At 73.5% G+C, this 24,182-nt stretch carries 23 protein-coding genes; 17 read left to right on the top strand and 6 right to left on the bottom strand.

Translation table 11 applies throughout. The features are described from left to right. Nucleotides 1-45: 45 nt before the first annotated feature. From ACN20G_RS34615 to ACN20G_RS34595, 5 genes are all read left to right on the top strand, one after another. Nucleotides 46-441, top strand: coding sequence for a RidA family protein (locus ACN20G_RS34615; RefSeq protein WP_424217220.1), 396 nt, complete (start codon nt 46-48; stop codon nt 439-441). A 71-nt stretch (nt 442-512) separates the two neighbouring features. Further along, nucleotides 513-1,415 (top strand): TIGR03619 family F420-dependent LLM class oxidoreductase, encoded by a 903-nt coding sequence (locus tag ACN20G_RS34610; protein WP_424217219.1) that lies wholly within the window; start codon nt 513-515, stop codon nt 1,413-1,415. A 197-nt stretch (nt 1,416-1,612) separates the two neighbouring features. Continuing rightward, nucleotides 1,613-3,190, top strand: coding sequence for a PP2C family protein-serine/threonine phosphatase (locus tag ACN20G_RS34605; protein WP_424217446.1), 1,578 nt, complete (start codon nt 1,613-1,615; stop codon nt 3,188-3,190). Beyond that, a complete protein-coding gene (locus ACN20G_RS34600; protein WP_424217218.1) occupies nt 3,187-4,275 on the top strand; it encodes a cobalamin B12-binding domain-containing protein in 1,089 nt (362 codons plus the stop codon). The genes ACN20G_RS34605 and ACN20G_RS34600 overlap by 4 nt, the downstream gene beginning before the upstream one ends. After that, nucleotides 4,272-4,676, top strand: a complete 405-nt coding sequence (locus ACN20G_RS34595; protein ID WP_424217217.1) for an STAS domain-containing protein — start codon at nt 4,272-4,274, stop codon at nt 4,674-4,676. The genes ACN20G_RS34600 and ACN20G_RS34595 overlap by 4 nt, the downstream gene beginning before the upstream one ends. Nucleotides 4,677-4,729: 53 nt before the next feature. On the opposite strand, the gene ACN20G_RS34590 is transcribed toward ACN20G_RS34595, so the two are convergent. After that, complete coding sequence (locus ACN20G_RS34590) at nt 4,730-5,752, bottom strand: YihY/virulence factor BrkB family protein (protein ID WP_424217216.1); 1,023 nt, start codon at nt 5,750-5,752, stop codon at nt 4,730-4,732. A 51-nt stretch (nt 5,753-5,803) separates the two neighbouring features. Beyond that, nucleotides 5,804-6,475: a restriction endonuclease gene (locus ACN20G_RS34585; protein WP_424217215.1), complete on the bottom strand. Its 672-nt coding sequence runs from the start codon at nt 6,473-6,475 to the stop codon at nt 5,804-5,806. Between the two features lie 211 nt (nt 6,476-6,686). On the opposite strand from ACN20G_RS34585, the gene ACN20G_RS34580 reads away from it, so the two are divergent. The 5 genes from ACN20G_RS34580 to ACN20G_RS34560 all read left to right on the top strand — a co-directional run bounded on the left by ACN20G_RS34580 (nt 6,687) and on the right by ACN20G_RS34560 (nt 13,254). Beyond that, entirely contained in the window at nt 6,687-7,238 is a 552-nt protein-coding gene (locus tag ACN20G_RS34580) for an EF-hand domain-containing protein (RefSeq protein ID WP_424217214.1), read from the top strand. A 172-nt stretch (nt 7,239-7,410) separates the two neighbouring features. Further along, nucleotides 7,411-9,093 carry an aspartate-alanine antiporter gene (gene aspT, locus ACN20G_RS34575; protein ID WP_424217213.1) on the top strand — a complete coding sequence of 561 codons (1,683 nt, stop codon included), beginning with the start codon at nt 7,411-7,413 and terminating at the stop codon, nt 9,091-9,093. Between the two features lie 25 nt (nt 9,094-9,118). Continuing rightward, nucleotides 9,119-10,822 carry an aspartate-alanine antiporter gene (aspT, locus tag ACN20G_RS34570; RefSeq protein ID WP_424217212.1) on the top strand — a complete coding sequence of 568 codons (1,704 nt, stop codon included), beginning with the start codon at nt 9,119-9,121 and terminating at the stop codon, nt 10,820-10,822. A gap of 34 nt (nt 10,823-10,856) precedes the next feature. Then, entirely contained in the window at nt 10,857-12,506 is a 1,650-nt protein-coding gene (locus ACN20G_RS34565; RefSeq protein ID WP_424217211.1) for a bifunctional aspartate transaminase/aspartate 4-decarboxylase, read from the top strand. An 85-nt stretch (nt 12,507-12,591) separates the two neighbouring features. Continuing rightward, nucleotides 12,592-13,254, top strand: a complete 663-nt coding sequence (locus tag ACN20G_RS34560) for a pyridoxamine 5'-phosphate oxidase family protein (RefSeq protein ID WP_424217210.1) — start codon at nt 12,592-12,594, stop codon at nt 13,252-13,254. Nucleotides 13,255-13,363: 109 nt separating this feature from the next. Here ACN20G_RS34560 and ACN20G_RS34555 read toward each other — a convergent pair whose 3' ends face one another. Together ACN20G_RS34555 and ACN20G_RS34550 are read right to left on the bottom strand one after the other, a co-directional pair. Continuing rightward, nucleotides 13,364-14,620 carry a PTS transporter subunit EIIC gene (locus tag ACN20G_RS34555; protein WP_424217209.1) on the bottom strand — a complete coding sequence of 419 codons (1,257 nt, stop codon included), beginning with the start codon at nt 14,618-14,620 and terminating at the stop codon, nt 13,364-13,366. 84 nt (nt 14,621-14,704) lie between these two features. Further along, nucleotides 14,705-15,601, bottom strand: a complete 897-nt coding sequence (locus ACN20G_RS34550) for a hypothetical protein (protein ID WP_424217208.1) — start codon at nt 15,599-15,601, stop codon at nt 14,705-14,707. A 298-nt stretch (nt 15,602-15,899) separates the two neighbouring features. Here ACN20G_RS34550 and ACN20G_RS34545 point away from each other — a divergent pair, with 298 nt between their 5' ends. Both ACN20G_RS34545 and ACN20G_RS34540 read left to right on the top strand, forming a co-directional pair. Then, the gene (locus ACN20G_RS34545; RefSeq protein WP_424217207.1) at nt 15,900-16,646 is read left to right on the top strand and encodes a GntR family transcriptional regulator; all 747 of its coding nucleotides are present in this window, start codon (nt 15,900-15,902) and stop codon (nt 16,644-16,646) included. Between the two features lie 61 nt (nt 16,647-16,707). Next, nucleotides 16,708-17,364 carry a hypothetical protein gene (locus ACN20G_RS34540; protein WP_424217206.1) on the top strand — a complete coding sequence of 219 codons (657 nt, stop codon included), beginning with the start codon at nt 16,708-16,710 and terminating at the stop codon, nt 17,362-17,364. A 25-nt stretch (nt 17,365-17,389) separates the two neighbouring features. Here ACN20G_RS34540 and alc read toward each other — a convergent pair whose 3' ends face one another. Continuing rightward, complete coding sequence (alc, locus tag ACN20G_RS34535; protein ID WP_424217205.1) at nt 17,390-18,541, bottom strand: allantoicase; 1,152 nt, start codon at nt 18,539-18,541, stop codon at nt 17,390-17,392. Between the two features lie 241 nt (nt 18,542-18,782). Here alc and ACN20G_RS34530 point away from each other — a divergent pair, with 241 nt between their 5' ends. Both ACN20G_RS34530 and ACN20G_RS34525 read left to right on the top strand, forming a co-directional pair. Continuing rightward, on the top strand, nt 18,783-19,673 hold the full coding sequence (locus tag ACN20G_RS34530) for a hypothetical protein (protein WP_424217204.1): 891 nt from the start codon (nt 18,783-18,785) through the stop codon (nt 19,671-19,673). Between the two features lie 42 nt (nt 19,674-19,715). Next, nucleotides 19,716-20,045 carry a phosphoglycerate mutase family protein gene (locus tag ACN20G_RS34525; RefSeq protein WP_424217203.1) on the top strand — a complete coding sequence of 110 codons (330 nt, stop codon included), beginning with the start codon at nt 19,716-19,718 and terminating at the stop codon, nt 20,043-20,045. 223 nt (nt 20,046-20,268) lie between these two features. Here the strand turns inward: ACN20G_RS34525 and ACN20G_RS34520 are convergent, their stop codons facing one another. Further along, complete coding sequence (locus tag ACN20G_RS34520; protein ID WP_424217202.1) at nt 20,269-21,168, bottom strand: beta-glucanase; 900 nt, start codon at nt 21,166-21,168, stop codon at nt 20,269-20,271. A 499-nt stretch (nt 21,169-21,667) separates the two neighbouring features. Here ACN20G_RS34520 and ACN20G_RS34515 point away from each other — a divergent pair, with 499 nt between their 5' ends. From ACN20G_RS34515 to ACN20G_RS34505, 3 genes are read left to right on the top strand one after another with little or no spacing between them, the layout of a single operon-like run. Next, on the top strand, nt 21,668-22,537 hold the full coding sequence (locus tag ACN20G_RS34515) for an LLM class flavin-dependent oxidoreductase (protein ID WP_424217201.1): 870 nt from the start codon (nt 21,668-21,670) through the stop codon (nt 22,535-22,537). Between the two features lie 51 nt (nt 22,538-22,588). After that, nucleotides 22,589-23,527, top strand: coding sequence for an aminoglycoside phosphotransferase family protein (locus ACN20G_RS34510; RefSeq protein WP_424217200.1), 939 nt, complete (start codon nt 22,589-22,591; stop codon nt 23,525-23,527). Between the two features lie 59 nt (nt 23,528-23,586). Then, nucleotides 23,587-24,093 (top strand): GNAT family N-acetyltransferase, encoded by a 507-nt coding sequence (locus tag ACN20G_RS34505; RefSeq protein ID WP_424217199.1) that lies wholly within the window; start codon nt 23,587-23,589, stop codon nt 24,091-24,093. Nucleotides 24,094-24,182: the final 89 nt, after the last annotated feature.

Here is a 24,182-nt window from a genome sequence, read left to right as displayed (position 1 = left end):
GGTCGGGCGTCCGCGATGTGGACGAACCGAAAGGACGGTGCGGTGATGGAACGGATCGCGATCAACCCGGTCTCCTGGTCCGTGGGGATGGGCTTCAACCAGGGCGAGGTGGTGAGCGGACCGACCCGGACCCTGTACATCTCGGGTCAGACCGCGATGAACGGCGAGGGCAAGCCGGAGCACGAGGGGGACATGGGCGCCCAGTTGGCCTTGGCCGTGACCAATGTGGAGGCGGTGCTCGCGGAGGCCGGCATGTCCTTCGGCGACCTCGTCCGCCTCAACGTGTACACCACCGACGTCGACCTGCTGTTCCGCCACTACGGGGTGTTGGCGGGCCGGCTGGCCGCGGCGGGGGTCGCGCCGACCACGACCATGCTCGGCGTGACCCGCCTGGCGGTCCCCGGGCAACTCGTCGAGCTGGACGGCGTGGCCGTGGCCTGATCCCGGCGCGGGACGGGGGCGGGCGGGGAGGCGGTCTTCTGTTCGAACGCGGGCCGGGGGAGCATCGGGGGATGACCTCAGATCCCGCGATCCGACTGGGCCTCGCCCTCCCCCAGTACGGGGAGCACGCGCTGCCCGAGACCGTCGCCCCGTTCGCGCGCGCCGCCGAGGAGGCCGGGTTCACCTCCTTGTGGGTGTCGGACCGGGTGCTGACCCCGGTGCGGCCGGCCGTGCCGTACCCGGGGCGCTCGGTGGAGGACCCGTTCCCGCCCGGCTTCCTGACCTTCCTCGACCCGTTGACGGTGCTCACGGTGGCGGCCTCGGCCACCCGGACCGTCGCGTTGGGGACGAGCACCCTGAACGCGCCCTGGTACCCGCCGCTGCTGCTGGCCCGGTCCCTGACCTCGATCGACCGGCTGAGCGGGGGACGGCTCGAACCCGGTTTCGGGATCGGGTGGATGCCGGAGGAGTACCGGGCGGTGGGTGCGGACTTCCACCGGCGCGGGGCGCTGTTGGACGAGGCCCTGGACGTGCTGGAGGCGATCTGGGCGGGCGAGGAGTTCTCGCATTCCGGTCCGGCCTGGGAGATCCCGCTCTCCCGCAGCGGTCTGCGCCCGGCCCGGGCCTTGGGGCCGCCGATCCACCTCGGTGGTTTCGGCGCGGCCGCGCTGCGCCGAGTCGGCCGGCGGGCCGCCGGCTGGGTCGGGTTCACCGCCCCGCCGGCGGTGCTGGACCCGCTGTGGGACGTGGCCCGTCGGGCGGCGCGGGAGGCCGGCCGCGATCCCGACGCGCTCCGCCGGCACCTGCGGCACAACGTGACGGAGGGCGAGGACGACGCGACGACCGCCGCCGCGGTCCGCGCCGCCCTGGCCTGGGGCGCGGACTCCGTCCTCCTCGACCACCAACACGTCACCCGCCGGCCGGACGAGTCCCTGGAACGCGCCCTGAGGGTCCTGGACATCCTCCGGGGGTGACCACACTGATGTGCACCAATGGGCAACGGTTGCCCGGGGGAGGTCGGGTGAGGGACAGTCGGGGAAAAGGAACGGTTCCTTCGACTTGGTGAGGTGAGGGATTCGTGCTGCGGATCCCGAATGACTTGGACGACACCCGCGCTCAGAACTCCACGACCGTCGAACCCGATTTCCCCTGGGCCGGTGCCCCGCATCCGGTGCTCGTGGCCGACCCGCGGGGCTACCTCGTGCGGCACAACGCCGCCGCCGGGGCCCTGTTGCCGGCCGCCAGAGCCGGGACCCCGTTGCGGGAGGTGGTGCCGCCCTGGGTGTTCGCCGCCCACCGCGCGCTGTCCTCGCGGACGGGGCGGGCACGCGGGCCGCGCGCGGTGGGCGGGGAGATCGCCGGGCGCCGGTTCGAGGCCCATCCCAGCGTGCGCGCGGACGGCACGGTGGCATGGTGGCTGGTGGACGAGACCGACCGGCACCAGGCCCGGGAGGCGCTGCACGAGGAACAGCGGCGGACCGCGTTCCTGGCGCGGGCCTCGGGCAGCCTGTTGGCCTCCCTGAACCTGGACCACTGCATGGACGTGACCGCGCGGCTCGCGGCCGACAACCTCGCGGACGCGGCCCTGGCCATCGCCCCGGCCCGGGGCCGGCTGCTGCCGATGGTGGGCTGCGTGCGCGGCGGCGCGCCCGCGGCCCGCGAGGAGCGGGTGGACCCGGACGTGGTGCCCGGGTTGAGCGAGGCGCTGCGGGGCTTCCCGCCGGTTCCCTCCCGGTGGATCGATCCGGCGACCGCGCCGCCGTGGCTGGTGCCGGAGGGGTTCGGGCCGGTGGGTTCCGTGGTGATCACGCCGCTGCCCGGGCACGGGGTGCCGGCCGGGGCCCTGGTGCTGTTGCGGGCGGAGGGGAGCGCCCCGTTCACCGAGGGCGAGGAGGTGTTCGCGCGCCTGTTCGCGGCGCGGGCGGGGGCCGCGATGTCGGCGGCGCGCCTGTACGCGGAGCAGTCGGCGATCACCGAGGTGCTGATGCGGGAGCTGCTGCCGCCGGTGCTGCACCGGATCTCCGGGGTGGACTTCGCGGGCCGCTACCGGCCCTCCGCCGATCACGAGCGGATCGGCGGGGACTTCTACGACGTGCACCCGGCCCCCGCCGAGGGCGGCGCCTCGCTGGTGGTGCTCGGCGACGTGTGCGGCAAGGGGCTGGAGGCGGCGGTGCTGACGGGGAAGATCCGCAACACCCTGCACGCGCTGCTGCCGCTGGCCGACGACCACCACCGGGTGCTGTCCCTGTTGAACACCTCGCTCCTCAGCTCCCACCACACGCGGTTCGCGACCCTGGTCCTGGCCTCCGTGACCCGCACGGGCAACACGGTGGACCTGACCGTGACCAGCGGCGGGCATCCGGCGCCGCTGGTCGTGCGCGCGGACGGCACGGTGGAGGACGTGGACACCCGGGGCAGTCTCGTGGGCGTACTGCCCCGGGTCAGCACCCGCACGGCGAACGTCTCGCTGGCGCCCGGGGAGTCCTGCGTGCTCTACACGGACGGCATCACCGAGGCCAAGGGCGGCCCGCTGGGCGACGCCCTGTTCGGCGAGGAGCGCCTGAAACGCGCTCTGTCCGCCTGCTCGGGCATGCCCGCCGAGGGCATCGCCGAACACGTCCAGATGCTCGCCGCGCAGTGGTTGGGCGACCGGCGGCACGACGACATGGCCGTGGTCGTCGTCTCGGCCCCCCGCACCCGGCACCTGAGCGCGGTGGGCGGCCACACCCGGGGCAGGTTCACCGCATGAGCACCCACACGAACACCACCGCCCACACCGACACCCTCGACACCACCGACACCGCCGACCTCGTGCGCCGGCTGTGGGACGCCGTCGCCGAGGGCGACGAGTACGCGGCCGGCGAGGTGGTGCTGCGCGCCCTGGACGCGGGCACCGATCCGGAGGCGGTCCTGCTGGACGTGATCGCCGTCGTGCAGGGCCGGGTGGGCGAGGAGTGGGCGGCCAACCGGATGAACGTCGCCCAGGAGCACGCCGCCACCGCGATCAACGAACGGGTGATCGGCGCGCTGGCCGCGCACCCCGCCGCGCGCACCACCCCCACCGGCGGCCGGATCACGGTGGCCTGCGTGGACGGGGAGTGGCACGCGCTGCCGGCCCGGCTGCTGGCCGAGGTGCTGCGGCTGCGCGGCCGGCGGGTCGACTACCTCGGGGCCCACGTGCCCGCCTCCCACCTCATCGCCCACCTGCACACCACCCGCGCCGACTGCGTGGCCCTGTCCGGTTCGCTGGCGACCCGGCTGCCGACCGCGCACGCCACGATCACCGCGTGCCAGGCCGTCGGCGTGCCGGTGCTCGTCGGCGGCGCGGCCTTCGGCCCCGACGGCAGGTACGCCGACCTGTTGGGCGCGGACGCCTGGGCCCCCGACGCCCGCGCCGCCGCCGACCGGCTGCGGCGCCCGATCCCCCGCCCCCGGCCCGACCACACGCGCGCGGAGGACCTGCCGCACCTGGCCGACCAGGAGTACACCGCCGTCGCGCGCGACGGTTCCTCACTCGTTCGGGCGGTCTTCACCGGTCTGGAGGAGGCGTACCCGGCGATGCGGGGGTACGACGCGGCGCAGCGCGAGCGGACCGCCGAGGACCTGGCGCACATCGTGGAGTTCCTGGCCACGGCCCTGTACCTCGACGACGACCGCTTGTTCGTCTCCTTCGTGGAGTGGACGGCGGGGGTGCTCGGCGCCCGGGGCGTGCCCGCGGCGAGCCTGCCGCCGGCCCTGGCGCTGCTGGCCCGGGAGCTGCGGGACTTCCCGCGTGCCGGTCGCGTCCTGCGGCGCGCCGGCGAGGCCCTGGCGGGTGGGGGTGGTCGCCCGTGAGCACGCCACCGCCCCCCGAGGACCGGCCGGGCCTGCGGTTGACCACGACGGACGCGGAGGACGGGGTCCGGGTGGCGCTGAGCGGTGACCTCGACCGGGACACCGCGGACGAGCTGCTGCGGGAGGTGGACCTGCGGCTCACGGACGGCTCGGGGGCCCCGGTCCTGCGGCTGGACTGCGCGGAGCTCGGCGCGATCGACTCGATGGGCCTGTCGGCCCTGCTGATGGTGCGTCGGCGCACGGAGGCGGCGGGGGTGGGCCTCCGGCTGGAGGACCGGCCCGCGCACCTGGACCGCGTGCTGTCCCTGACCGGGACCCTGGAGCACCTGACGGCCTCGGAGCCGGGCGGGGCCGCCGACCCACCGGGCGAGCCCGGGGACCGGCGACCGCACCGGATCTGACCCGCCCCCGCCCGGACGGGCCTCGCGGGCGGGGCGCCTCGCGGGCGGGGCCCTCAGGCGAGTCGGCGGCGGTCCTCGTCCGTCCAGGCGCGGGTGTCGCGGGGGCGGGCGTACGGTTCCTCGTCCTCGGGGAGCCCGCCCGCCACCGCCCGCTGCCGGGCGAGCTCCGCGTCGAACTCCAGCCCGAGCAGCACGGCCAGGTTGCCGATCCACAGCCACACGAGGAAGACCACCACCCCGGCCAGGGCGCCGTAGGTCTTGTTGTAGGAGGCGAAGTTCGCCACGTAGAACGCGAAGCCCGCCGAGGCCGCACCCCAGATCAGCAGCGCGCCCGCGCTGCCCGGGGTGATCCAGCGAAAGCCCCGGTCCTTCGCGTTCGGCGCGGCCCAGTACAGCAGGGCGATCATCACGATGCCCAGCAGCACCAGCACCGGCCACTTGGCCACGGACCAGACGGTCAACGCGCCGTCGCCGATCCCCAGCACCCGGCCGATCTCCCCGGCCACGTCCCCCGTCAGGACCACGATCAGCCCGCCGACCACGGCGAGCAGCATCAACGAGACCGTCAGCCCCAGACGGAGCGGCAGCACCTTCCACACCGGACGGCCCTCCGGCAGGTCCCAGATCGCGTTCGCGGCCCGGATGAACGCCGCGACGTACCCCGAGGCCGACCAGAGCGCCAGGAGCACGCCCACCGCCGCCATCACCGAGCCGACCCCGGCCCGGCCGCCCAGTTGGCGCACGGCGTCGTCCACGATGCCCCGCACCGAGCCGGGGGCGAGCCCCCGCGCGATGTCCAGCACGTCGCGGGTCGCGGCCTGCCCGGCGAAGCCCAGCAGGGACACCAGCACCAGCAGCGCCGGGAAGAGGGCCAGTACGCCGTAGTAGGTGAGGGCCGCGGCCCGGTCGGCCACCTCGTCGTCGCGGAACTCCCGCAGGGTGCCGCGCGCGGCCCGTCGCCACGCGCCCCGGGGGAGGTCGGTGAGCCGGTCGGGGGCGCGCTCCTCCACCAGGGCGGAGGGACCGGCCGTGGCGCCCCGGCGGTCGTCGTTCTCGGGTGTCGTCGTCTCGGTCATGCGGGGCGGATGTCCGCTCCCCGGCGGACCATGCGTCCGGTGCGCGGGGGATCAGGGGCGGGCGGGCTCCCACGGCGGCGCGGCGGCGCCCTCCGCCCACGCGTCCAGGTCCGCGCCGGTCAGGCACAGGATCCCGACCTCGGCGGCGTAGCGCAGCGCGGGCTCGGTGAACGCGGAGGTGGTGACCACCACCGCGACCTCGGCCCCGTGCACGGCGAAGCAGGTGCCGCCGAAGCGTTGCAGGTCCTGGGAGCCGACGGGGCGGTCGGGCGCGTAGCGCTTGCACTGCACCACCAGCCGGCGGCCGTCGGGGGTGCGGGCCAGCACGTCGGCCCCCAGGTCCCCGGCCCCGCCGCTGACCTCCACGAGGGCGCAGCCGTCGCGCGCGCACAGCGCGGCCACCGCGTGTTCGAATCCGTCGGGGTCGGCCCCGTGCGGCCGCGGCACCACCTCGGCCGGGGTCGGGCCCGGGACCGGCTCCGCCGGCGGGCGACGCGCGGGACCGCGCCGGCGGCGTCCGCGCACCCCGGCCACCACCGCGAGGCAGGCCAGGAGCAGGGCGGCCACGATGGGCCCGCCGGAGCGCACCGGCACGTCCCACAGGGTGCTCGCCAACACGCCGAGCCCGCCGGCGGCCGCCGCCGTGAGCCCGGCGCCGAGCACCAGGTCCCGCCACCCCGCGATCGGCTCCGCCCCGGCCCGCGCCGCCCGTGTTCCGTCCACTCGGTCCCCCTCGCCCACACGTGTGTCCTCCGGCGTGTGACCGGGAACGGGGACCGCAAACCCGTTCGAGGGGAGCTCTCAAACGGGCGCGCGGGAGCGGGGCGCCCGGGCGCCGCGATCTCGTGCGCCGTTGGGGCGCGGGCCGGGGTGGGCAGTCTGACGGCGGCACAGCGCCGGCGCGGCGCCGGCGGGGTGGACGAGGAGGCGGACGATGGCCGGTGTGTTCCAGCGGGCGAAGGTCCAGGCGATGTTCGACGCGTTCGACGCGGACGGGAACGGCGTCCTGGAGGAACGGGACTTCGAGGCCCTGACGGAACGCTGGGGCCGGCTGCCCCGGGTGGCGGACGGGCCGGAGCTCGCGGCCCGGGTCCGGCTGGTGATCATGGGCTGGTGGCGGCACCTGTCGACGGTGGGGGACGCGGAGGGGGTGGACCGGATCGGGATGACGGAGCTGTTGGCGATGGTGGACCGGCTGCCCTCGATGCGGGAGAGCGTCGAGGCCACGGCCGAGGCGATCTTCGACGCGGTGGACGAGAACGGGGACGGGGCGATCTCGCGCGAGGAGCACCGGATCCTGATCGACACCTGGCACGGGCGTCCCATCGCCACCGAGGGGGTCTTCGACCGGCTCGACGGCGACGGCGACGGACGCCTGGACCGCGCCGAGTTCGCCGCGCTGTGGACCCAGTTCTGGATCAGCGAGGACCCGGCCGAACCGGGCAACCTGATGTGCGGCCCCGTCCCCGGCTTCCCCCTCTCCTGAGCCCCGCCCGCACGCGAGTCGCGCGCGTGTAGCCCATTCGAGGAATCTGCCCGAATGGTGGTGTTTCAGTGGCAAATGACCCGTAACTGAACAATGCTCTCCCTCACGCCGTACAACGGCGACGTTTCGGCCCAGCGCCGCGCGACGGCGCGCGAATCCGGGTGAGGTGGGAGTGGGGGTCCTGCGCGACCACGCCGAACTGGTGTTGTTCCTGTGTCTGGCCCTGGGCTATCTGGTGGGCAAGGTGCGCGTCGGGCCGATCGTGCTCGGCGGCATCTGCGGCACGCTGATCGTCTCGCTGCTGTTCGGGGCGTGGACGGGCGTGGAGATCGACGCGGACGTGAAGACGGTGTTCTTCGCGCTGTTCATCTTCGCCCTCGGGTACCTGGCGGGACCGCAGTTCTTCGCCCACCTCAACCGGCGGAGCCTGCGGTTCCTGACCCTCAGCCTGATCGAGCTGGCCACCGTGCTGGGCCTGGCGTGGCTGATCGCCGAGTGGTTCGACCTGGACGTGGGCACCGCCTCCGGCATCCTCGCGGGCGCCGCCACCGAGTCCGCCGTGGTGGGCACCGCGACCGAGGCCATCGGGAAGCTGCCGGGGCTCTCGGCGGACCAGGTGGGCGCGTACCAGGGGCACGTGGCCACCGCGTACACCGTCTGTTACCTGTTCGGCCTGATCACCATCGTGATCTACACCAGTCAGATCATGCCCGCCCTGCTGCGGATCGACCTGCGCGAGGCATCCCGCGCCCTGTGGGAGCGGATGCGGGGCGACGCCGGCGGGGCCCTGGGGGACGACGAACGCGAGGCGCTGCCCGGACTCGTGGGCCGCACCTACCTGGTGACCCGGGCCGACGGGCGCACCGTGGCCGAGCTCCAGGAGTCCTTCGACGGGCGGATCACCGTGGAGGCCGTCAAACGCGGTTCGAAGGACCTGCCGCCCGAGCCGGGGCTGCGGCTGCTGCTGTCGGACCTGGTGCTGCTGGTGGGCCGGCGTTCGCTGATGATCGAGGCCGGGCGGGAGATCGGCCCGGAGACCCCGGGAATCCCGGGCGTGGACACCCCGTTGGCGAGCGCCGAGATCGCCGTGACGGACGCTTCGGCCGTCGGGCGCAGCATCCGTGACATCCAGGGCGAGCACCACGAGTTCGCCGACAACGGGGTGTACGTCACCGAGGTGGTGCGCGGGGACCAGCGGCTGCCGGCGAGCCCGGACACGGTGTTGGCGCGGGGAGACGTGGTCACGATGGTGGGCGCGCGCTCGGGCCTGAACCGGGTGGTGAAGCGGATCGGCACGATCGCCCGCAACGACGCCACCGACTTCGTCTACCTGGGCCTGGGCATCGCGGTGGGCTCGCTGATCGGGCAGGTGTCCGTGCGGCTCGGCGGGGCCCCGCTCTCGTTGGGCACGGGCGGCGGCTGTCTGGTCTCGGGCCTGCTGTTCGGCTGGTTCCGTTCCCGCAGCCAGACCTTCGGCGCGTTCCCGCCGCAGGCCGCGAGCACCATCAAGGACATGGGTCTGGCGATCTTCATCGCCTGCACCGGGCTGACCGCCGGCCCGCAGGCGTGGCCGCTGCTCAAGCAGTACGGGGCCCTGTTGCCGGTCGCGGGGATCGCCATGGTGCTGGTGCCCGCGACCCTGTCGCTGCTGATCGGCCGGGCCCTGCTCAAGATCGAGCCCCCGCTGCTGATCGGCGCCATCGCGGGCCAGCAGTGCTCCACCCCGGCGATCACCGCCGTCACCCAGAGCGCCGGCAGTTCGGTGCCGATGCTCGGCTACACGATCACCTACGCGCTCTCCAATTTCCTGCTCCCGCTGACCGGGCCGATCCTCGTCGGCATCCTCGGCGCCTGACCCCTCCCCCACGACAGGTCACCACATGATCGATTTCCTCGACCGGAACATCTTCACGCCCCACCCCGAACTTCTGGTCTTCCTCACCGTGGCCCTGGGCTTCCTGATCGGCAAGATCCGCTACAAGGCCATCGCCCTCGGTTCCGTCACCGGCTGCCTGATCATGGGGCTGGTCGTCGGCTCACAACTCGGCATCGAGATCGACGCCACGGTGAAGAACCTGTTCTTCACCATGTTCCTCTTCGCCCTCGGCTACCGGGTCGGTCCGCAGTTCTTCCGCGGCCTGAAGAAGGACGGTCTGCCGCAGGTCCTCAACGCCGTGATCGTCTGCGTGACCGGGCTGCTGGTGTGCTGGGGCTTCGCCGCGATGCTCGGCTACGGCCCCGGCCTGTCGGCGGGCCTGCTGGGCGGCGCGCTGACCCAGTCGGCCGTGATCGGTGTCGCGGGCGACGCGATCTCCAGCCTGCCGGGGCTGAACGCCGGGCAGATCAAGGAGCAGTCGAACCTGGTGGCCATCGGCTACGCGGTCACCTACCCGCTCGGCACGATCCTCGCCGCGATCCTGCTGTCCTCGATCATCCCGCGCCTGTACCGGCGGAACATGGCGGCCGAGTCGGCGGCCCTGGCCGCCGAGATGGACGCCGGGCAGGACAACCCGGACCTGCACGAGGGCTACTACGAGGTCGTGCTGCGGGCGTACACCATCGACCGCCCGGACCTGGTGGGCCGCACCATCGAGGACTTCGAGCAGCAGCAGAAGGCCCTCGGCCGGCGCGTGTACATCACCCGGGTGCGGCGCGACGGCGCCATCCTCGACCACACGCAGGAGACCGTCCTGCGGACGGGGGACGTGGTCGCGGTCTCGGCGCTGCGCGGCTCCCTGGTCGAGTTCGACGCCCGCACCCACATCGGGGCCGAGGCCGACGACGTGGAGCTGCTCGGCTACCAGACCGAGACCCTGCACGTGGTGGCCTCGCAAAAGGAGCAGCTCGGCAAGACCGTCGCCGAACTGCGCGCCGAACCCTTCATGGTCGGCGTGTACCTCGACAAGCTGTACCGCTCGGGCGCCGAGTTCCCCTACCGGCTGTCCACCGAGATCGAGCGCGGGGACACCCTGGTGCTGACGGGGCCGAAGCGGCTGGTGGACCCGGCGGGCCGGGCCGTGGGCAAGCCCGTGCCGACGAGTTTCGCGACCGACATGATCTGGGTCGGCCTCGGCATCTTCCTCGGCGGCTGCATCGGCATCCCCGCGCTGAAGGCGGGCGGCGTGCCGATCTCCCTGTCCACCTCCGGCGGCGCCCTCATCATGGGCCTGGTCTTCGGCTGGATCCGCGGCAAGTACCCGACCTACGGAAACGTTCCGCCGGGTGCGCAGTGGTTCATGGACACCCTGGGCCTGTGCCTGTTCGTGGCCGTGGTCGGCATCAACGCCGGACCCTCGTTCACCTCGGGCCTGTCGCAGGCGGGCTGGGGGCTGCTGATCTTCGGGGCCATCGCCACGGTGATCCCGCTGATCGTCGGTTTCCTCGTCGGACACCACATCCAGAAGATCCGCTTCCCGATCCTGATGGGCGTGCTGGCCGGCGGTCAGACGACCACGGCCGCGATCGGCGCGATCAACGAGACGGCGAAGAGCAACATCCCCGTCCTCGGCTACACCGTCCCCTACGCCATCGCCAACGTGCTCCTGACCATCTGGGGCGCGGTCATCGTCCTCCTGCACCACTGAGCCCTCCCCCACCCACACGAAGGAGCACACCCCGATGAGGACCAGCTTCACCCGCGAGGAGATCCAGTCCTTCGCCCAGCTCTCCCCGTTCGAGCTGAAGGACAAGTTCATCCAGATCGCCACGGCGGTCCAGGAGGACAAGCCCGGCCAGAAGGAGACCACGGCGCGGGCGATGCTGAACGCCGGTCGCGGAAACCCGAACTGGATCGCGACCGGCCCCCGCGAGGCTTTCTACGCCTTGGGCTATTTCGCGCTCGACGAGTCGCGTCGGGTGTGGACGGGGGACAACCTGGGCGGGATGCCGGAGAGGAAGGGCATCTCCGTCCGCTTCGACTCCTGGACCCGCCGCCACCCCGAACTCCCGGGCGTCGAGCTGCTCCAGAAGTGTGTGGACCTGGCCGTGTCCCGGTTCGGCTTCGACCGCGACGCGTACATCCACGAGCTGACCGACGCGATCACCGGCGACAACTACCCCGTCCCGGACCGGATGCTCGTCCACGCCGAGCAGGTCGTGCGCGGCTACGTGGCCGACGAGATGTTCACCGGCCGGCCCCCGGCCGACAACCTGTCGCTGTTCGCGACCGAGGGCGGCACCGCCGCCATGTGCTACATCTTCGACTCCCTGATGAAGAACGGGATCCTGCACAAGGGCGACAAGATCGCCCTGATGACCCCGGTCTTCACCCCGTACATCGAGATCCCCGAACTCGACACCTTCGAGTTCGAGGTCGTGAACGTGCAGGCGAGCCTGTTCGCGGAGACGGGCGTGCGGGAGTGGCGCTACCCGACGGAGGAGGTGGCCAAGCTCGCGGACCCGAGCGTGAAGATGGTGTGTCTGGTCAACCCGTCCAATCCGCCGTCGTTGGCGCTGAGCGAGCGGGTCGCGAACCAGATCAAGGAGATCGTGGCCGGTCCGAACCCGAACCTGATCGTGGTGACGGACGACGTGTACGGCACCTTCGTCCCGGGCTTCCGCTCGATCGCGGCCGACATCCCGCGCAACACGTTGCTGGTGTACTCGTACTCCAAGCACTACGGCTGCACCGGCTGGCGCCTGGGCGTCATCGGCCTGCACGACGACAACGTCATCGACGAGATGATCGCGAACTTCCCCGCCGAGCAGAAGGACCGCCTGGCCAAACGCTACGGGACCCTCACGCTGGAGCCGGAGAGGATCCGCTTCATCGACCGCCTCGTCGCCGACTCCCGCTCCGTTGCCCTCAACCACACCGCCGGGCTCTCGCTGCCGCAGCAGGTCATGATGAGCCTGTTCTCCCTCTTCGACATGCTCGACGAGGGCCAGGCGTACAAGCACAAGCTCCGCGAGATCGTCCACCGCCGCCTCGACCTGCTCCTCGAAGGCGCCCAGATGAAGATCAGCGAGGACGAGGGCCGGGCCGCCTACTACATCGAACTCGACCTGCTCGCGGAGGCCGAGCGGGTGCACGGCAAGGAGTTCGCGGACTACCTGGAGAAGAACTACGAGCCGGTGGACCCGCTGTTCCGGCTCGCCGAGCAGACCTCCGTCGTCCTCCTCAACGGCGGCGGCTTCGACGGCCCGCAATGGTCCGTCCGCGTCTCGCTCGCCAACCTCGACGACCTCGACTACCTCAAGATCGGCCACCACCTCCGCGAGATCTTCAACCAGTACGCGCTGGAGTGGCAGAGCGAGACGGGCGGCTGACCGCCCCTCCCCCGCACGACGGCACGACGGCACGACGACAGCGCGAGACGGCACGACGACGCCGCACGAGGAGACAGCCCCCGCCATGCCCCCCACGGAACGCACCACCGCCCACCGCTATCCCGAACGCGTCACCTACGACCGTGACGACGCGTACGCGATCCTCGACGAGGCCCTCGCCGTGCACGTCGGCTTCACCACGGACGACGGTCCCGTCGTCGTGCCCTGCCTCCACGTGCGGCGCGGGGACGAGCTGCTGCTGCACGGCTCCACCTTCGGGAGGTTCGTGAAGACCACGTCCGCCGGGGTGCCGTTGTGCGTGACGGCCACCCTGATCGACGGGCTGATCCTGGGCCGGGCCGCCTCGCACCACTCCGCCGCCTACCGGTCCGTCATGATCTTCGGCACGGCCACCCCGATGGAGGACGTGCGGGACCGGGTCACCGCCCTCGCCGACATCGTCGAGGGGGTCCTGCCGGGCCGGCTCACCGGCCCGCACGCGGCCCGCGGCCCGGACGCCCACGAGGCCGAGTACACGGCCGTGCTGACCCTGCCCATCGAGGAGTTCTCGGTCAAGGTCCGGGCCGGGTTCGCCCGGGACGAGCCCAAGGACGACGCGGTGGCGGCCTGGGCGGGGCACATCCCGCTCACCCTCACCGCGGGCACCCCCGTCCCGGACGCCGTCACCGGCACCCGCTTCCCCGTCCCCGACTGGACCCCCCGGGGCCCGGCCCCCGACACCCGCTGACCGGGTCACGACGCACCGCGCCCCCGGACCCGCGATCGCGGGTCCGGGGGCGCCGGGTCGGTCGGGCCGTCGGTCGGGCCGTCGGCCGGGCCGTGGGTCGGTCGGGGCCTCAGCCGGTCTTGGCCTCGGCCTCGGCCGCCTCGTCCTCCGGTTCGCGGCCCGGGGTGGGCAGGTTGAAGCGGATGATCGCGAAACGGAAGACCACGTAGTAGACGGCCGCGAAGACCAGGCCGATCGGGATGATCAGCCACGGGTTGGTGGCGAGCTTCCAGTTCAGCAGGTAGTCGATCAGGCCGGCGGAGAAGCCGAAGCCGTCGTGGACGCCCAGGCCCCAGGTGACGGCCATCGACAGACCGGTCAGGACGGCGTGGATGCCGTACAGGGCCGGGGCCAGGAACATGAAGGTGAACTCGATGGGCTCGGTGACGCCGGTGACGAAGGAGGTCAGGGCCAGCGAGACCATCATGCCGAGGACGGCCTTGCGCCGGTGCGGCTTGGCGCAGTGGGCGATGGCGATCGCGGCGGCCGGCAGGCCGAACATCATGATCGGGAAGAAGCCGGACATGAACTGACCGGCGGTCGGGTCGCCCGCGAAGAAGCGCGGGATCTCGCCGTGCACCAGGGAGCCGTCGGCGGTGGTGAAGGAGCCGACCTGCTGCTGGAAGAACGTGTTCAGGAACTGGTGCATGCCGATGGGGATCAGGCCGCGGTTGAACACGCCGTAGATGCCGGAGCCGACCGAGCCCAGGCCGATCAGCCAGTGCGAGAAGGAGCCGAGGCCGTCACCGATGGGGCCCCACAGCAGGCCGAAGAGGACACCGAAGGCGGTGCCGATGAAGGCCATCAGGATCGGCACCAGGCGGCGACCGTTGAAGAAGCCCAGCCAGTCCACGAGTTGGGTCTTGTGGAAGCGCTGCCAGACCATCGCGGAGATCAGGCCGATGAGGATGCCGCCGAGGACGCCCGGGTCCTGGGGGGTGCCCTTGGGCAGGGCCTCGGTGACGGAGCCGGCGACGGGGAACGCCGTCAGCACGTTCTTGTAGACGAGGAAGCCGACGAGCGCGGCCAGCGCCGTGGAGCCGTCGGCCTTCTTCGCGTAGCCGATCGCGACGCCGACGCAGAACAGCAGGGGGAGGTTGGCGAAGACGCCGTTGCCGGCCGTGGCGAACACGTCGGCGACGGTGCCCCAGTGGAGCCCGTTCTTGCCGAACACGTCGTCCTGGCCGAGCCGCAGCAGGATCGCGGCGGCGGGCAGCACCGCGACGGGGAGCTGGAGGCTGCGGCCGATCTTCTGGAGGCCCTGCATGAGCCCGGCGCCTGGCTTCTTCTTGGTCTTCTTCGAGGGCGCCGTCGTGGCGGAACTCATGGTCGTCCTTATGGATGTGCTGGGGGTGTGTGAAGGCGGGCACCGGGCGGGAGGGGGACGCCCGGGGCACGGGGGGGCGCCCGGTCAGGCGCGCTTGCGGGTGTTGCGGGCCATCCGGTGCCAGGTGTGGCGGCGACCGCGGATGGCGACGGAGTAGTCGTAGAGGAACTCGGGGTCGGGGGCCCCGGCGACGAAGGCGTCGCCGATGTGGTGGGCGTCGACGCCGATCTCCTTGGCGTTCAGCGCGAGCTGGGGCACCAGGGTGCGGTGGGAGCCCTCCTGGCTGGTGCCGATCGTGCCCATGGCGATGGCCCCGGCGGCGTGGATCCGGCGGACGGCCTCGGCGGCGATCTCGCGGGTCACGCCGGGCACGGTGCCGGGCAGCGGGACGAGCACGCCGTCGGCGCCCGCCTCCGCGACCGCCGTCATGCCGGCCACGTCCAGGGGCTCGGGGCGGCCGGCCATGTGCATCTTCCCGGACCAGATGGCCACGTCCTCGCCGAGCGCGGCGCGCAGTTCCCCGCTGGTGCGGGCGATGTCCTCCAGCGTGGCGCCGGTCGCGGGGTTGGCGGTGACGCAGATCAGGGCCACGCCCTGGTCGACGAGGCGCTTGGCGTTCTCGACGGTGGCCGCGCGCAGGGCGGGCACGTCGCCGGGTTCGAGGTTGACGCCCACGGGGCGGCCGAGGAAGTCGGCGAGAGCGGCGAGGTCCCGGTAGCAGCCCATCACCGGGAACTCCCAGGAGGTGCCGTCGAAGACCTTCTCGATGATGTTGAGGACGAGGACGTCGGCGCCGAAGGCGGAGACCAGCTCCATGTTCGAGACGCCGCCGGTCTCGTGGGCCGAGGCGAGCATGGCCGTGTTGGGCCACACCTCCGCCACCACCGCGCGCCCCTCGGACGCCGCCACGGAGGCGGTCAGTTCACGGCCGCGCAGGGTGGCGAGTTCACTGCTGTCGAGGTCGAGGATGCGCTGGGTCACGGGCTGGGTCCCTTCGATCACGACCGCGGGGCGGTCGCTTCCGGTGCTGTCCCCCGACACACCAGATTTACCAGAACCAGACCAGATCGAAGAAGTTTCCTACGCCCCCACCGCGCGGGACCAAGGTCCCGCGCCGACCCGTCGGCGCGGCGGTCCACCACCCCCGGTCCGCCATCAGATATACCAGAGCCGATCCAGATAAGGGATAAGTGAGCGCTCGGGTGATCGCGGGAGGCTCCCCCGTACGCGACACTGGTACCGCCCCCCTCGCACCCGCGCCGCCGAAGGAGCCGCTCACGTGTCGGCGACCCCCGACCTCGCCCCCGTGGTCCAGGACGGATCACACCCGCCCTACATCCTGACCAGGGACGCCCTGGGACGGGCGATCTCCACCGGCGCCCTGCCGGCGGGCCGCCGGCTGCCCTCCGAACGCTTCCTCGCCGAACGGCTCGGCGTCAGCCGCGTCACCCTGCGCCGCGCCCTGGGCGAACTCCAGGACCAGGGGCTCATCGAGTCCTCCGCGCGCCGGGGCTGGCGGGTGCGGCCCGTGGCCTTCACCCACTCCCCCGAGGGGAGCACCGGGTTCAGCGACGTGAACCGCGCCATGGGCTTCGCCGTCACGGCGAACACCCTGACCCGGCGGGTGCGCCCCTCGGACTCGGAGGAGGCCGAACAGCTCCGAATCCCCACCGGCACCCCGGTCTTCGAACTGCGCCGCGTCCGCTTCCTCGACGGGCTGCCGATCTGCGTCACCCACGACCTCGTGCCCGAGGAACTCGCCTCCGGGCTGGTCGACGAGGACTTCGCGACCGCCTCCCTCTTCGGTCTGCTCCGCGAACGCGAGCACCCGGCCGCCGCCGCCCAGTACACCGCCCGCGCCGCGCTCGCCGACCCCGACGAGGCGACCCTGCTCGACCTGACCCCGCCGGCCGCCGTCCTGCGGGCCACCCGGCTCTCCTTCCTCGGCGACGACGTGACCCCGCTGGCCTGGAGCCGCGAGGTGTACCGGGCGGACCGGTACGAACTGCGCCTTCGCCTCGGCTGATCCCGATCGGCCGGCGCCCGGGGGTGGTGCTCCGGACGGGTGCGGGGGCAGGATGCGGGCCATGAAATCGATCATGAGCCTCTCGGGGAGGACGCTCGCCGGCGCGCTGTCGGCGGGCCTGGTGCTGGGTGTCCTGGGCCCCCTGCTGACCAGGGAGGCGGCCGACGGCGGACGCGAGACGGTGGGCGGGCCGGTCGGGCACGTGGTGCATCTCGTGACGAGCGCCGGCTGGTCCTGGGCGGCGCTCGCGTTCGCCGTCGGATGGGCGTGCCGCTCCTGGCGCCGGGCCGCGTGGGCGGCGCCGGCCTCACTGGTGGTCGCGGTGGCCGCGTACTACCTCGTCAAGCTCGGCCAGGGCGACTACCGGCGGTTCTCGCCCGAGCTCCCCGGACCGGTCGACACGTCCACGTGGCCGATCGACTGGGGGAACCTCCTCGGGCACATGGTGGTGTGGTGGATCGCGGCGCTCGTCTTCGGCCCGCTCCTCGGCGCGGCCGGCGCCCTCGCCCGCGTCCCCCGGCCGCACACGCGGCTGCTGCTCCTGGCGGTGCCGCTCACGGCGGTCGTGGACATGAGCGTCCGCCTGCCCGGGAACCCCGAACTCGACGGCGCGCTCACCATCGACACCTGGGGCGTCGTACGGATCCTGGCGGTCCTCGCGGCGGCCGCGGCCCTCGCCCTCAGCGCCCGCACCGCCCTCGCCGGCCGCCGCCCCTGACCCGGCCCTGACCCGGCCGGCGAGCTCAGGCCGTGCGGGCGGCGGTGGTGCGGGCGAGGAGGTCCGCGCGGCCGGTCGGGGTCAGGGAGCCGTGCAGGCGCAGCCGGGCCAGGCCCCCGTCCGGGAACACGTCCAACCGGGCGTGGGTGCCGGTGGCCGGCGCCGGCAGGGGCAGGCGGTGCAGGGTGTCGGGCCGCAGCGGCACGGCCGGCAGGACCTCGCGCCACGGGCCCTCCGGGCCGTCCTTGACCGAGAGGGAGGCCCAGCCGGCCGCGTTGCCCTTCAGGTTCGCGGTGTCGATCTCGACGGCCCGTATCTCGCTGTGCGCGGCAAGACGGTAGACGATCCAGTCGTGGCCCCGGTCGCGTCGGCGCCGCGTCTCCCAACCGTCGTCCTGCTTCAGGGAGATCCCGGGCATGATCGTGTTGCCGGGCGAGGAGTAGAACCCGTCGGAGGCGTCCTCGACGCTGCCCCCGTTGATCACGCACACCACGTCCACGGTGCCGAGGAGGTCGAGCCAGGCGGGGTCGGGCAGCACCTCGCCGTGCACGCGCAGGCGGGCGATCCCGCCGTCGGGGTGCTGGGCCACGCGCAGGTGGGTCCAGCGGCGTCCGGACGCGATGGCGAAGCCGTTGGCGGCGTGGCCGCGCACCGGGGTCTCGGGCAGGATCTCCTCCCAGTGCACGCTGTCCCGGGCCAACTCGGCCTCGGACGGGGTGCCCTCCACCTCGGCGGCCCGGATGCTCACCCGCTGCGGGAAGTTGCCCCGGAAGTGGGCGGTGTCCACGACGATCCCCCGGATGACGCCGGGGACCCCGAGCCGGACCAGCGCCCAGTCGTGGTCACCGGCCTCGGGGAACGGGTGCCGGGCGTCGCGGCCGCGCCGCCGGCGGGTCTCCCACCCGTCCATGACCTTGCCCTTGTGGCCGTAGGCGTGGACGTCGAAGACGGCGGGCTCGCGGGACAGGAGGTTCTCGCGCTCGCCGAAGAACTCGTCCTCGGCGGCGAGGACGGCGCCGCCGAGCCGACGGTCGGCGAGGTCGGTGAGACGGGCGAAGGCGAACTCCCCGTGCCGGTAGTCGGCGTAGGGGTCGCCGGAGACGTAGGGCGCGGCGAAGGCGTCGTCGGGGACGGGGACGGAAGCGGCGGCGGGGGTGGGGGCGGGGGTAACGGACATGCGGGGCACCTTTCGCGACGGAAGGGAGCGGACCGAACGGCCCGGCCCCATCAATCTCGCAGCCCCGCACCCCTCAGGTCCATCGAACGTTTTCGAAGGAACCGTTCAGTTGAAACGAAAGGTCTGCCGAACTGACGAGACCTCACAACCGGCGCTCTTCGGCCGAGTTGTCGCCACACCGTCGGCAGCGCGCGCGCCCGGTGTTAGCCTCCCCCCTTGTCCACGACGGGGGAGGAACCGCATGAGGAAACTGCTGAGCTTCGCTTTCACACTCGCGCTCGCGACCGGGGTCTCCGGCGCCGCGACGACGTCCGCCCACGCGGCCACGGACCGGAGCGGGGCGGTACGGCTCGACATCCCGAACAGCAGCCCGTGCAGGGCCGGTCGCACCGTCATGCAGGGCATGGTCGCGGGGCCGGGGGGCCGGCTGTACATCGTGTTCACCAAGGCGGGCGGCGAAGAGCCGGTCCTGTCCACGTGGTCGCGGGACGGCTCGGCCTGGGACGGCACCAGCTGGACCTGCGCCGGGGCGCCGACCTCCATACCCGCGCTCGGCCACGGAAACGACCTCGCCTACCACCCGGACTACCGGGGCGAGGGCCCCGCCCTGATCGCCACCCAGGGAAGCCAATCGGCCTTCCCGAGCGCCAACGTGGCGGTCGTTCGCCTGGACGCGTCGGGATCCGTCGGCGCGACCGAGGTGGTCCGTCTGCCCATCGGCAACATCAGCGGTTTCTGCTACAGCGCGACGGCGGCCGACGGCGCCGGCAAATTCGCCGCCCGCCGCGCGGGCAGTCTGTGGACCCACCCCGGTTCCGGTTCGCTGACGAGCGGATGGACCCTGGTGAAGAGCAATCTGACGAGTCACGACAATCGTTCCGACCAGGGCATCGACTGCTCCGAGAACTACATCTGGAACACCAAGTCCATCAACACCTCCACACCCGCCGACGGGTGGAACTGGGTGTACCAGTACAACTGGTCCGGAGGTGACGTGGAGAGCGACATCGGGATTCCGGGGAAGAACCTGGAGGACGAGATCGAGGACGTCACCCACATCGGGGGCGAGTTCTTCGTGGGCGTCAACCGGAACGAAGGGGCCTCCGACCTCGTGAAGGTCTTCGTCGAGTGACCTCCCTTCGACCGCACGGCCGAGAGCGGAGGTGCCGGGGGTATGAGGGAGGCGTGGGGGCCGGTGGCGGTGTGGGCGGTCCGGCACGGGCAGAGCACGGCGAACGCGGCCTTCGCCGAGGCCGAACGCACCGGGTCGACGGCGGTCCCGACCGGTCTCGACCGTGACGTGCCGCTGTCCGAGCTCGGCGTGGCACAGGCCCGGGGGCTCGGACGGTGGTTCGCGAGGGAGGACGGGCCGGTGGACCTTGTGGTCTGCTCCCGAGGTGACGGCGGTCCCGAACGCTTCCGTCTCGCTGTGGCGGCCCTCGGCCGGGGCGGGGCCCGGCGGGGTTGCGTCCGGTGGGGTGTGGGAGCTGTGCCGTTGGGGTGAGACCGGGCATCCGGCGGGCGGGTGAGCGGGAGATGTCGGGGGTCCGGCCGCGAGCGTGCCGGGTGCGGGCGGGTGTGGGGCCGGGGTGGCCGCCTGCCGGCGGCGGGCAGGTCAAAGGCGTCTCCCGGTGGCGGCGGGGAGGGGGCGGGGGTGCGGGTCCCTTGCCGTCCTCGGGCCGGGTCGGGGGTCGTGGGGCTCGGGGTTCGGTGCGCGACGTGGGGTGTCAGTGTGGGCGCCAGACGTGGACGTGGGCGACGGACATGCGCAGGGGGCGGGTGCCGCGTGGGGCGGGGTGGTGGCGGCCGGCCGAGACCGAGAGGTTCAGGACGAGGTACGCGGACCAGCCCGCGCCCACCCCGGACCGGTCCTCGTAGACCCGTCTGCCGCCCACGTACCAGGTGTTGCTCCGTGAGCCGAGCAGCAGGCCCACCGTCAGGGGCCGGCCGGGCGCGACGGCCGCCGGCGCGGAGTGGCGGGTGCCGGAGGGGCGGACCTGGTTGGCGAACTCCAGGATGCCCGGCGCGTCCGCGTGGTATTCGAACACGTCGACCTCGTTGCCCCCGTCGCGCCAGGTCCACAGGCCCGGCCAGGCGCCTCGGTCGGCGGGCAGGACCACCCGCGTCTCGATGTAGTCGCCGACCCGTACGCGGAAGCCCTCGCGGCTGCCCTCGGTGGTCATCAGCGCGGTGCGCCAGGTGCGGCGGCCGTCGCGCAGGCGGGGGCCGTTCGGGGTGGCGGTCAGTGTGGCCGTGCCCTTGTCGAGGGTGATGGCGCGGGAGTCGAGCCAGTCGAGTTTGTCGTCGGCCGGGTTGTGCGTGCCGTACCGGTAGGCACCGGAGCGGTCCGTCCGCCAGCGGCGGCCCCACGCGGGCTTGGTGAAGTCCTCGGCGAACACCAGGCGCTTGCCGGCGGTCGGCGGGCGGGGTGGCGGCGCGGCGGCGCCGACGGCCGCGCCCGGGTGGCCGCTCGTGAACGCCCACAGGAGGAGGGTCGCCGCGATCAGGAGGGCGAGGGGCCGGTTCCGGCCGGCCCCGGTCCGGTTCGCCCGTCCCGTTCGGCGGTGCTGTCGGTATCGGTGTCGGTGTCGGGAGGGCGCCGGGCGGGGGGCAGGGCTGTCGTGCATCGGTCGCCTTCCGGTCGGGAGGGGTACGGGAACGAGCGGTGCGATGACGGGGCGCGCGGCGGGCTTTCGAGGGGCGTGAAAGGGGTGGTGTGGGGATTCTCGTGATCGGCGTCCCCGGGGGACACCGGCCACGCCGCGAGCCCCGCCGATGCCACTCCCGCAAGCGGGATTCCTGGTTCCACCGGCGTACGCCCCGTCACACGGGAGGCCACCGCCGATGCCGATCGTGGGGTCGGCCCGCCCGGGCGGCCCCCGATGTCGGCGGGGATCGGCGGGTGTCGGCGGGGGGCGGGCGCCTCATGCCGGCGTCGGCCGCCGGGCCGGTGGGGGCGGTGGCGTGTCGGGGCGCGGCCGGGGCGTTCCCGGCGCCCCGACCCCGCGTGGTCGGGGCGCGGGCGGCCCGCGTCCTCGGTGCCCCGGGCCCGCGCGATGGTGGCGTGAACCCGCCCCCCGCGTGCGGCTGTTGTCGGGGGCGATGCGGTCCCGCATGCTGCCGGGTATGCGATTCTCGGTGAACATTCCCAATTTCGGAGACTTCGCCGACCCCCGGCGGGTCGCGGCCTTGGCCGTGGCCGTCGAAGAGGCCGGGTGGGACGGGCTGTTCGTGTGGGACCACGTGGTGCACCGCGCGCACCAGGGGCGGCCGTTCGCCGATCCCTGGATGTTGTTGACGGCGGCGGCGCTCGCGACCTCGCGGATCCGGCTGGGCGCCCTGTTGACCCCGGTCCCCCGGTACCGGCCCGAGCAGCTCGCCCGGCACGTGTCCGGGCTCGACCGGCTCAGTGGGGGTCGGGTCGTGTTCGCCGCCGGTCTGGGCGGGCCCCTGGAGGACGAGTACCGGAGCTTCGGGGACCGCTCCGAGCCGCGCGTGCTGGGTGAACGGCTCGACGAGGGGCTGGAGTTGTTGTCGCGGTTCTGGTCCGGCGGTCCGGTGACGCATCACGGCCGGCATCACGAGGTCCGTGACGTGACCCTGCTGCCGACCCCCGTGCAGCGGCCGGGTCCGCCCGTGTGGATCGGCGGGTTCTGGCCGCACCGGCCGCCCATGCGGCGGGCCGCGCGTTGGGACGGCGCGGTGCCGCTGTTCGACACGGCGCGGCACGGGCACGTGCCGGATCCGGCGCGGGTGCGGGAGCTGGTGGGTTTCGTGCGGGAGGAGCGGGCGCGCGCGGGGATCGAGCGGCCGTTCACGTTCGTGTTCGGCGGCGCCACTCCCCCGGACCCGAAGCGGGCCGGGGAGGTGGTGGCGCCGATCCGTGACGCCGGGGGCGACTGGTGGGACGAGCGGCAGGTGCAGGGCGGGCCGGACCTGGACCGGTTCGCCCCGGTCATGCGCCGGGTGGCGGCCGGCCCGCCGGTGCTCCCCTGAGGCACCCGCGGGGTTGCCGGGGGCCGTGTCCGGTGTGCGTAGGGTGGTCGGATGATCGACGTACCCGAGAGCTTCGAGCGGACCACCCTCGCGCGGGAGGGCGCGGACGGCGCGCCGTGGTTGTCCGGGCTGCCGGGCCTGGTGGGCGAGCTGTGTGCCCGGTGGGAGCTGCGGCCCGGGCCCGGGGTCACCCACGGCGGGGTGGGGCTCGTCGTGCCGGTGCGGCGCGGTGACGGGTCCCCGGCCGTCCTGAAGGTGTCGTTCCCGCACCCCGGCAACGTGCACGAGCCCGACGCGTTCGAGGCGTGGCGCGGGAACGGGGCGGTGCGGTTGTACGCGCGGGACGACGCGTCGTTCGCGATGCTGCTGGAGCGCGCCGGTACCGGCACGCTCGCCGAGCACCCGGACGGCGACACCGTCGTCACGGTGGCCGCCGGTCTCGCCCGTCGGCTCGCCGTTCCGGTCCCGGCGGGGGGCCCGGCGCTGCCCCGGCTGTCCGCGCGGGCGGCGCGGTGGGAGCGGGAGCTGCGGGCGGACGCCGCCGAGCTGTCGCACGGCATGAGCGGGTACGCCGTGGACGCGGCCGTGGCCACCGCCCGAGAGCTGGGGCGGGAGCAGCCGGAGTCGCTGGTGCACGGGGATCTGCACGGCCGGAACATCCTGCCCGCCGAGCGGGAGCCGTGGCTGGCCGTGGATCCGAAGGGGTTGGTGGGGGATCCCGCCTACGACGTGGGCGCGCTGCTGAAGTCGCGGGTGCCGTCGATCCTGCCGCTCGCCGATCCCGCGGCCGGTGTGCGGCGGGTCCTGGACCTGTTCGCCGACACCGCCGAGCTCGATCCCGGGCGGGTTCGGCGCTGGGCGCAGTTCCACATCGTGCGCGCCGCGTTCTGGGGCCGGCGGCACGGTTTCCGGGTCACCCGGGGCGGGGAGTTGGACGCGGCGGTGGTCACGCGGGCGGCGGACTCCCTGGCCCATCTGCTGGCCTCCTGAGGACGGCCGCGCCGACCCCCGTGGCGGGTGGTCGGGGGCCGTGCGGCACAGTGGCGGACATGTCATCCCACGCGACGATGTCCCGCCGGCTCGACACCGAGCGGCTCCTGCTGCGGCCCTGGGCCCTGTCGGACGCCGCCTGGTTCCGGGACCTGCTCGACGAACGGGGCGACGGCAAGGAGCGCACGGTCGAGGGGGTGCGGACGGGCATCGCGGAGCTGCTGGCGGCGACCGAGGACACGGGGATCGCGCTGCTGCCGATCGTGCGCCGGGCCGAGGGCGACCCCATCGGCTACTGCGGGTTGATCATCGGCCGGGCGAGCCTGGCGGAGCCGGAGATCGCGTACGAGCTGTTCCGGCACGCGCACGGGCGCGGGTACGCGACGGAGGCGGCCGGCGCGGTGCTGGGCGCGGCCGCGGCGACCGGCCGCACCCGTCTGTGGTCGACGGTCGGCACGTGGAACACGCCGTCGTTGCGGGTGCTGGAGAAGCTCGGGTTCACCCGGGACCGGGTCTCGACGGAGGAGAACGGCGAGGTCGCGTGGCTCACCCGGGCCCTGCCCTGATCGTGGGCCCCGCCCCGGGCCCCGCCCCGGCCCGTCTCCTCGCGGCCGGCGGGTTCGCGCGACGGGCTGCGCGCGGCCGGCGGGCCGCC

The organism is Streptomyces dryopteridis (genome assembly GCF_049606955.1).
GTDB lineage: Bacteria > Actinomycetota > Actinomycetes > Streptomycetales > Streptomycetaceae > Streptomyces.
This window is presented reverse-complemented; position numbering and strand designations above follow the sequence as displayed.

Coding starts and splice junctions, on each gene's coding strand:
- ACN20G_RS34590 (WP_424217216.1), bottom strand. CDS start 5,752: ATGACCGAGACGACGACACCCGAGAACGACGACCGCCGGGGCGCCACG.
- ACN20G_RS34580 (WP_424217214.1), top strand. CDS start 6,687: ATGGCCGGTGTGTTCCAGCGGGCGAAGGTCCAGGCGATGTTCGACGCG.
- ACN20G_RS34515 (WP_424217201.1), top strand. CDS start 21,668: ATGCGATTCTCGGTGAACATTCCCAATTTCGGAGACTTCGCCGACCCC.
- ACN20G_RS34600 (WP_424217218.1), top strand. CDS start 3,187: ATGAGCACCCACACGAACACCACCGCCCACACCGACACCCTCGACACC.
- ACN20G_RS34520 (WP_424217202.1), bottom strand. CDS start 21,168: ATGCACGACAGCCCTGCCCCCCGCCCGGCGCCCTCCCGACACCGACAC.
- ACN20G_RS34555 (WP_424217209.1), bottom strand. CDS start 14,620: ATGAGTTCCGCCACGACGGCGCCCTCGAAGAAGACCAAGAAGAAGCCA.
- ACN20G_RS34530 (WP_424217204.1), top strand. CDS start 18,783: ATGAGGAAACTGCTGAGCTTCGCTTTCACACTCGCGCTCGCGACCGGG.
- ACN20G_RS34510 (WP_424217200.1), top strand. CDS start 22,589: ATGATCGACGTACCCGAGAGCTTCGAGCGGACCACCCTCGCGCGGGAG.
- ACN20G_RS34610 (WP_424217219.1), top strand. CDS start 513: ATGACCTCAGATCCCGCGATCCGACTGGGCCTCGCCCTCCCCCAGTAC.
- ACN20G_RS34565 (WP_424217211.1), top strand. CDS start 10,857: ATGAGGACCAGCTTCACCCGCGAGGAGATCCAGTCCTTCGCCCAGCTC.
- ACN20G_RS34560 (WP_424217210.1), top strand. CDS start 12,592: ATGCCCCCCACGGAACGCACCACCGCCCACCGCTATCCCGAACGCGTC.
- aspT (WP_424217212.1), top strand. CDS start 9,119: ATGATCGATTTCCTCGACCGGAACATCTTCACGCCCCACCCCGAACTT.
- ACN20G_RS34615 (WP_424217220.1), top strand. CDS start 46: ATGGAACGGATCGCGATCAACCCGGTCTCCTGGTCCGTGGGGATGGGC.
- ACN20G_RS34505 (WP_424217199.1), top strand. CDS start 23,587: ATGTCATCCCACGCGACGATGTCCCGCCGGCTCGACACCGAGCGGCTC.
- ACN20G_RS34525 (WP_424217203.1), top strand. CDS start 19,716: ATGAGGGAGGCGTGGGGGCCGGTGGCGGTGTGGGCGGTCCGGCACGGG.
- ACN20G_RS34540 (WP_424217206.1), top strand. CDS start 16,708: ATGAAATCGATCATGAGCCTCTCGGGGAGGACGCTCGCCGGCGCGCTG.
- alc (WP_424217205.1), bottom strand. CDS start 18,541: ATGTCCGTTACCCCCGCCCCCACCCCCGCCGCCGCTTCCGTCCCCGTC.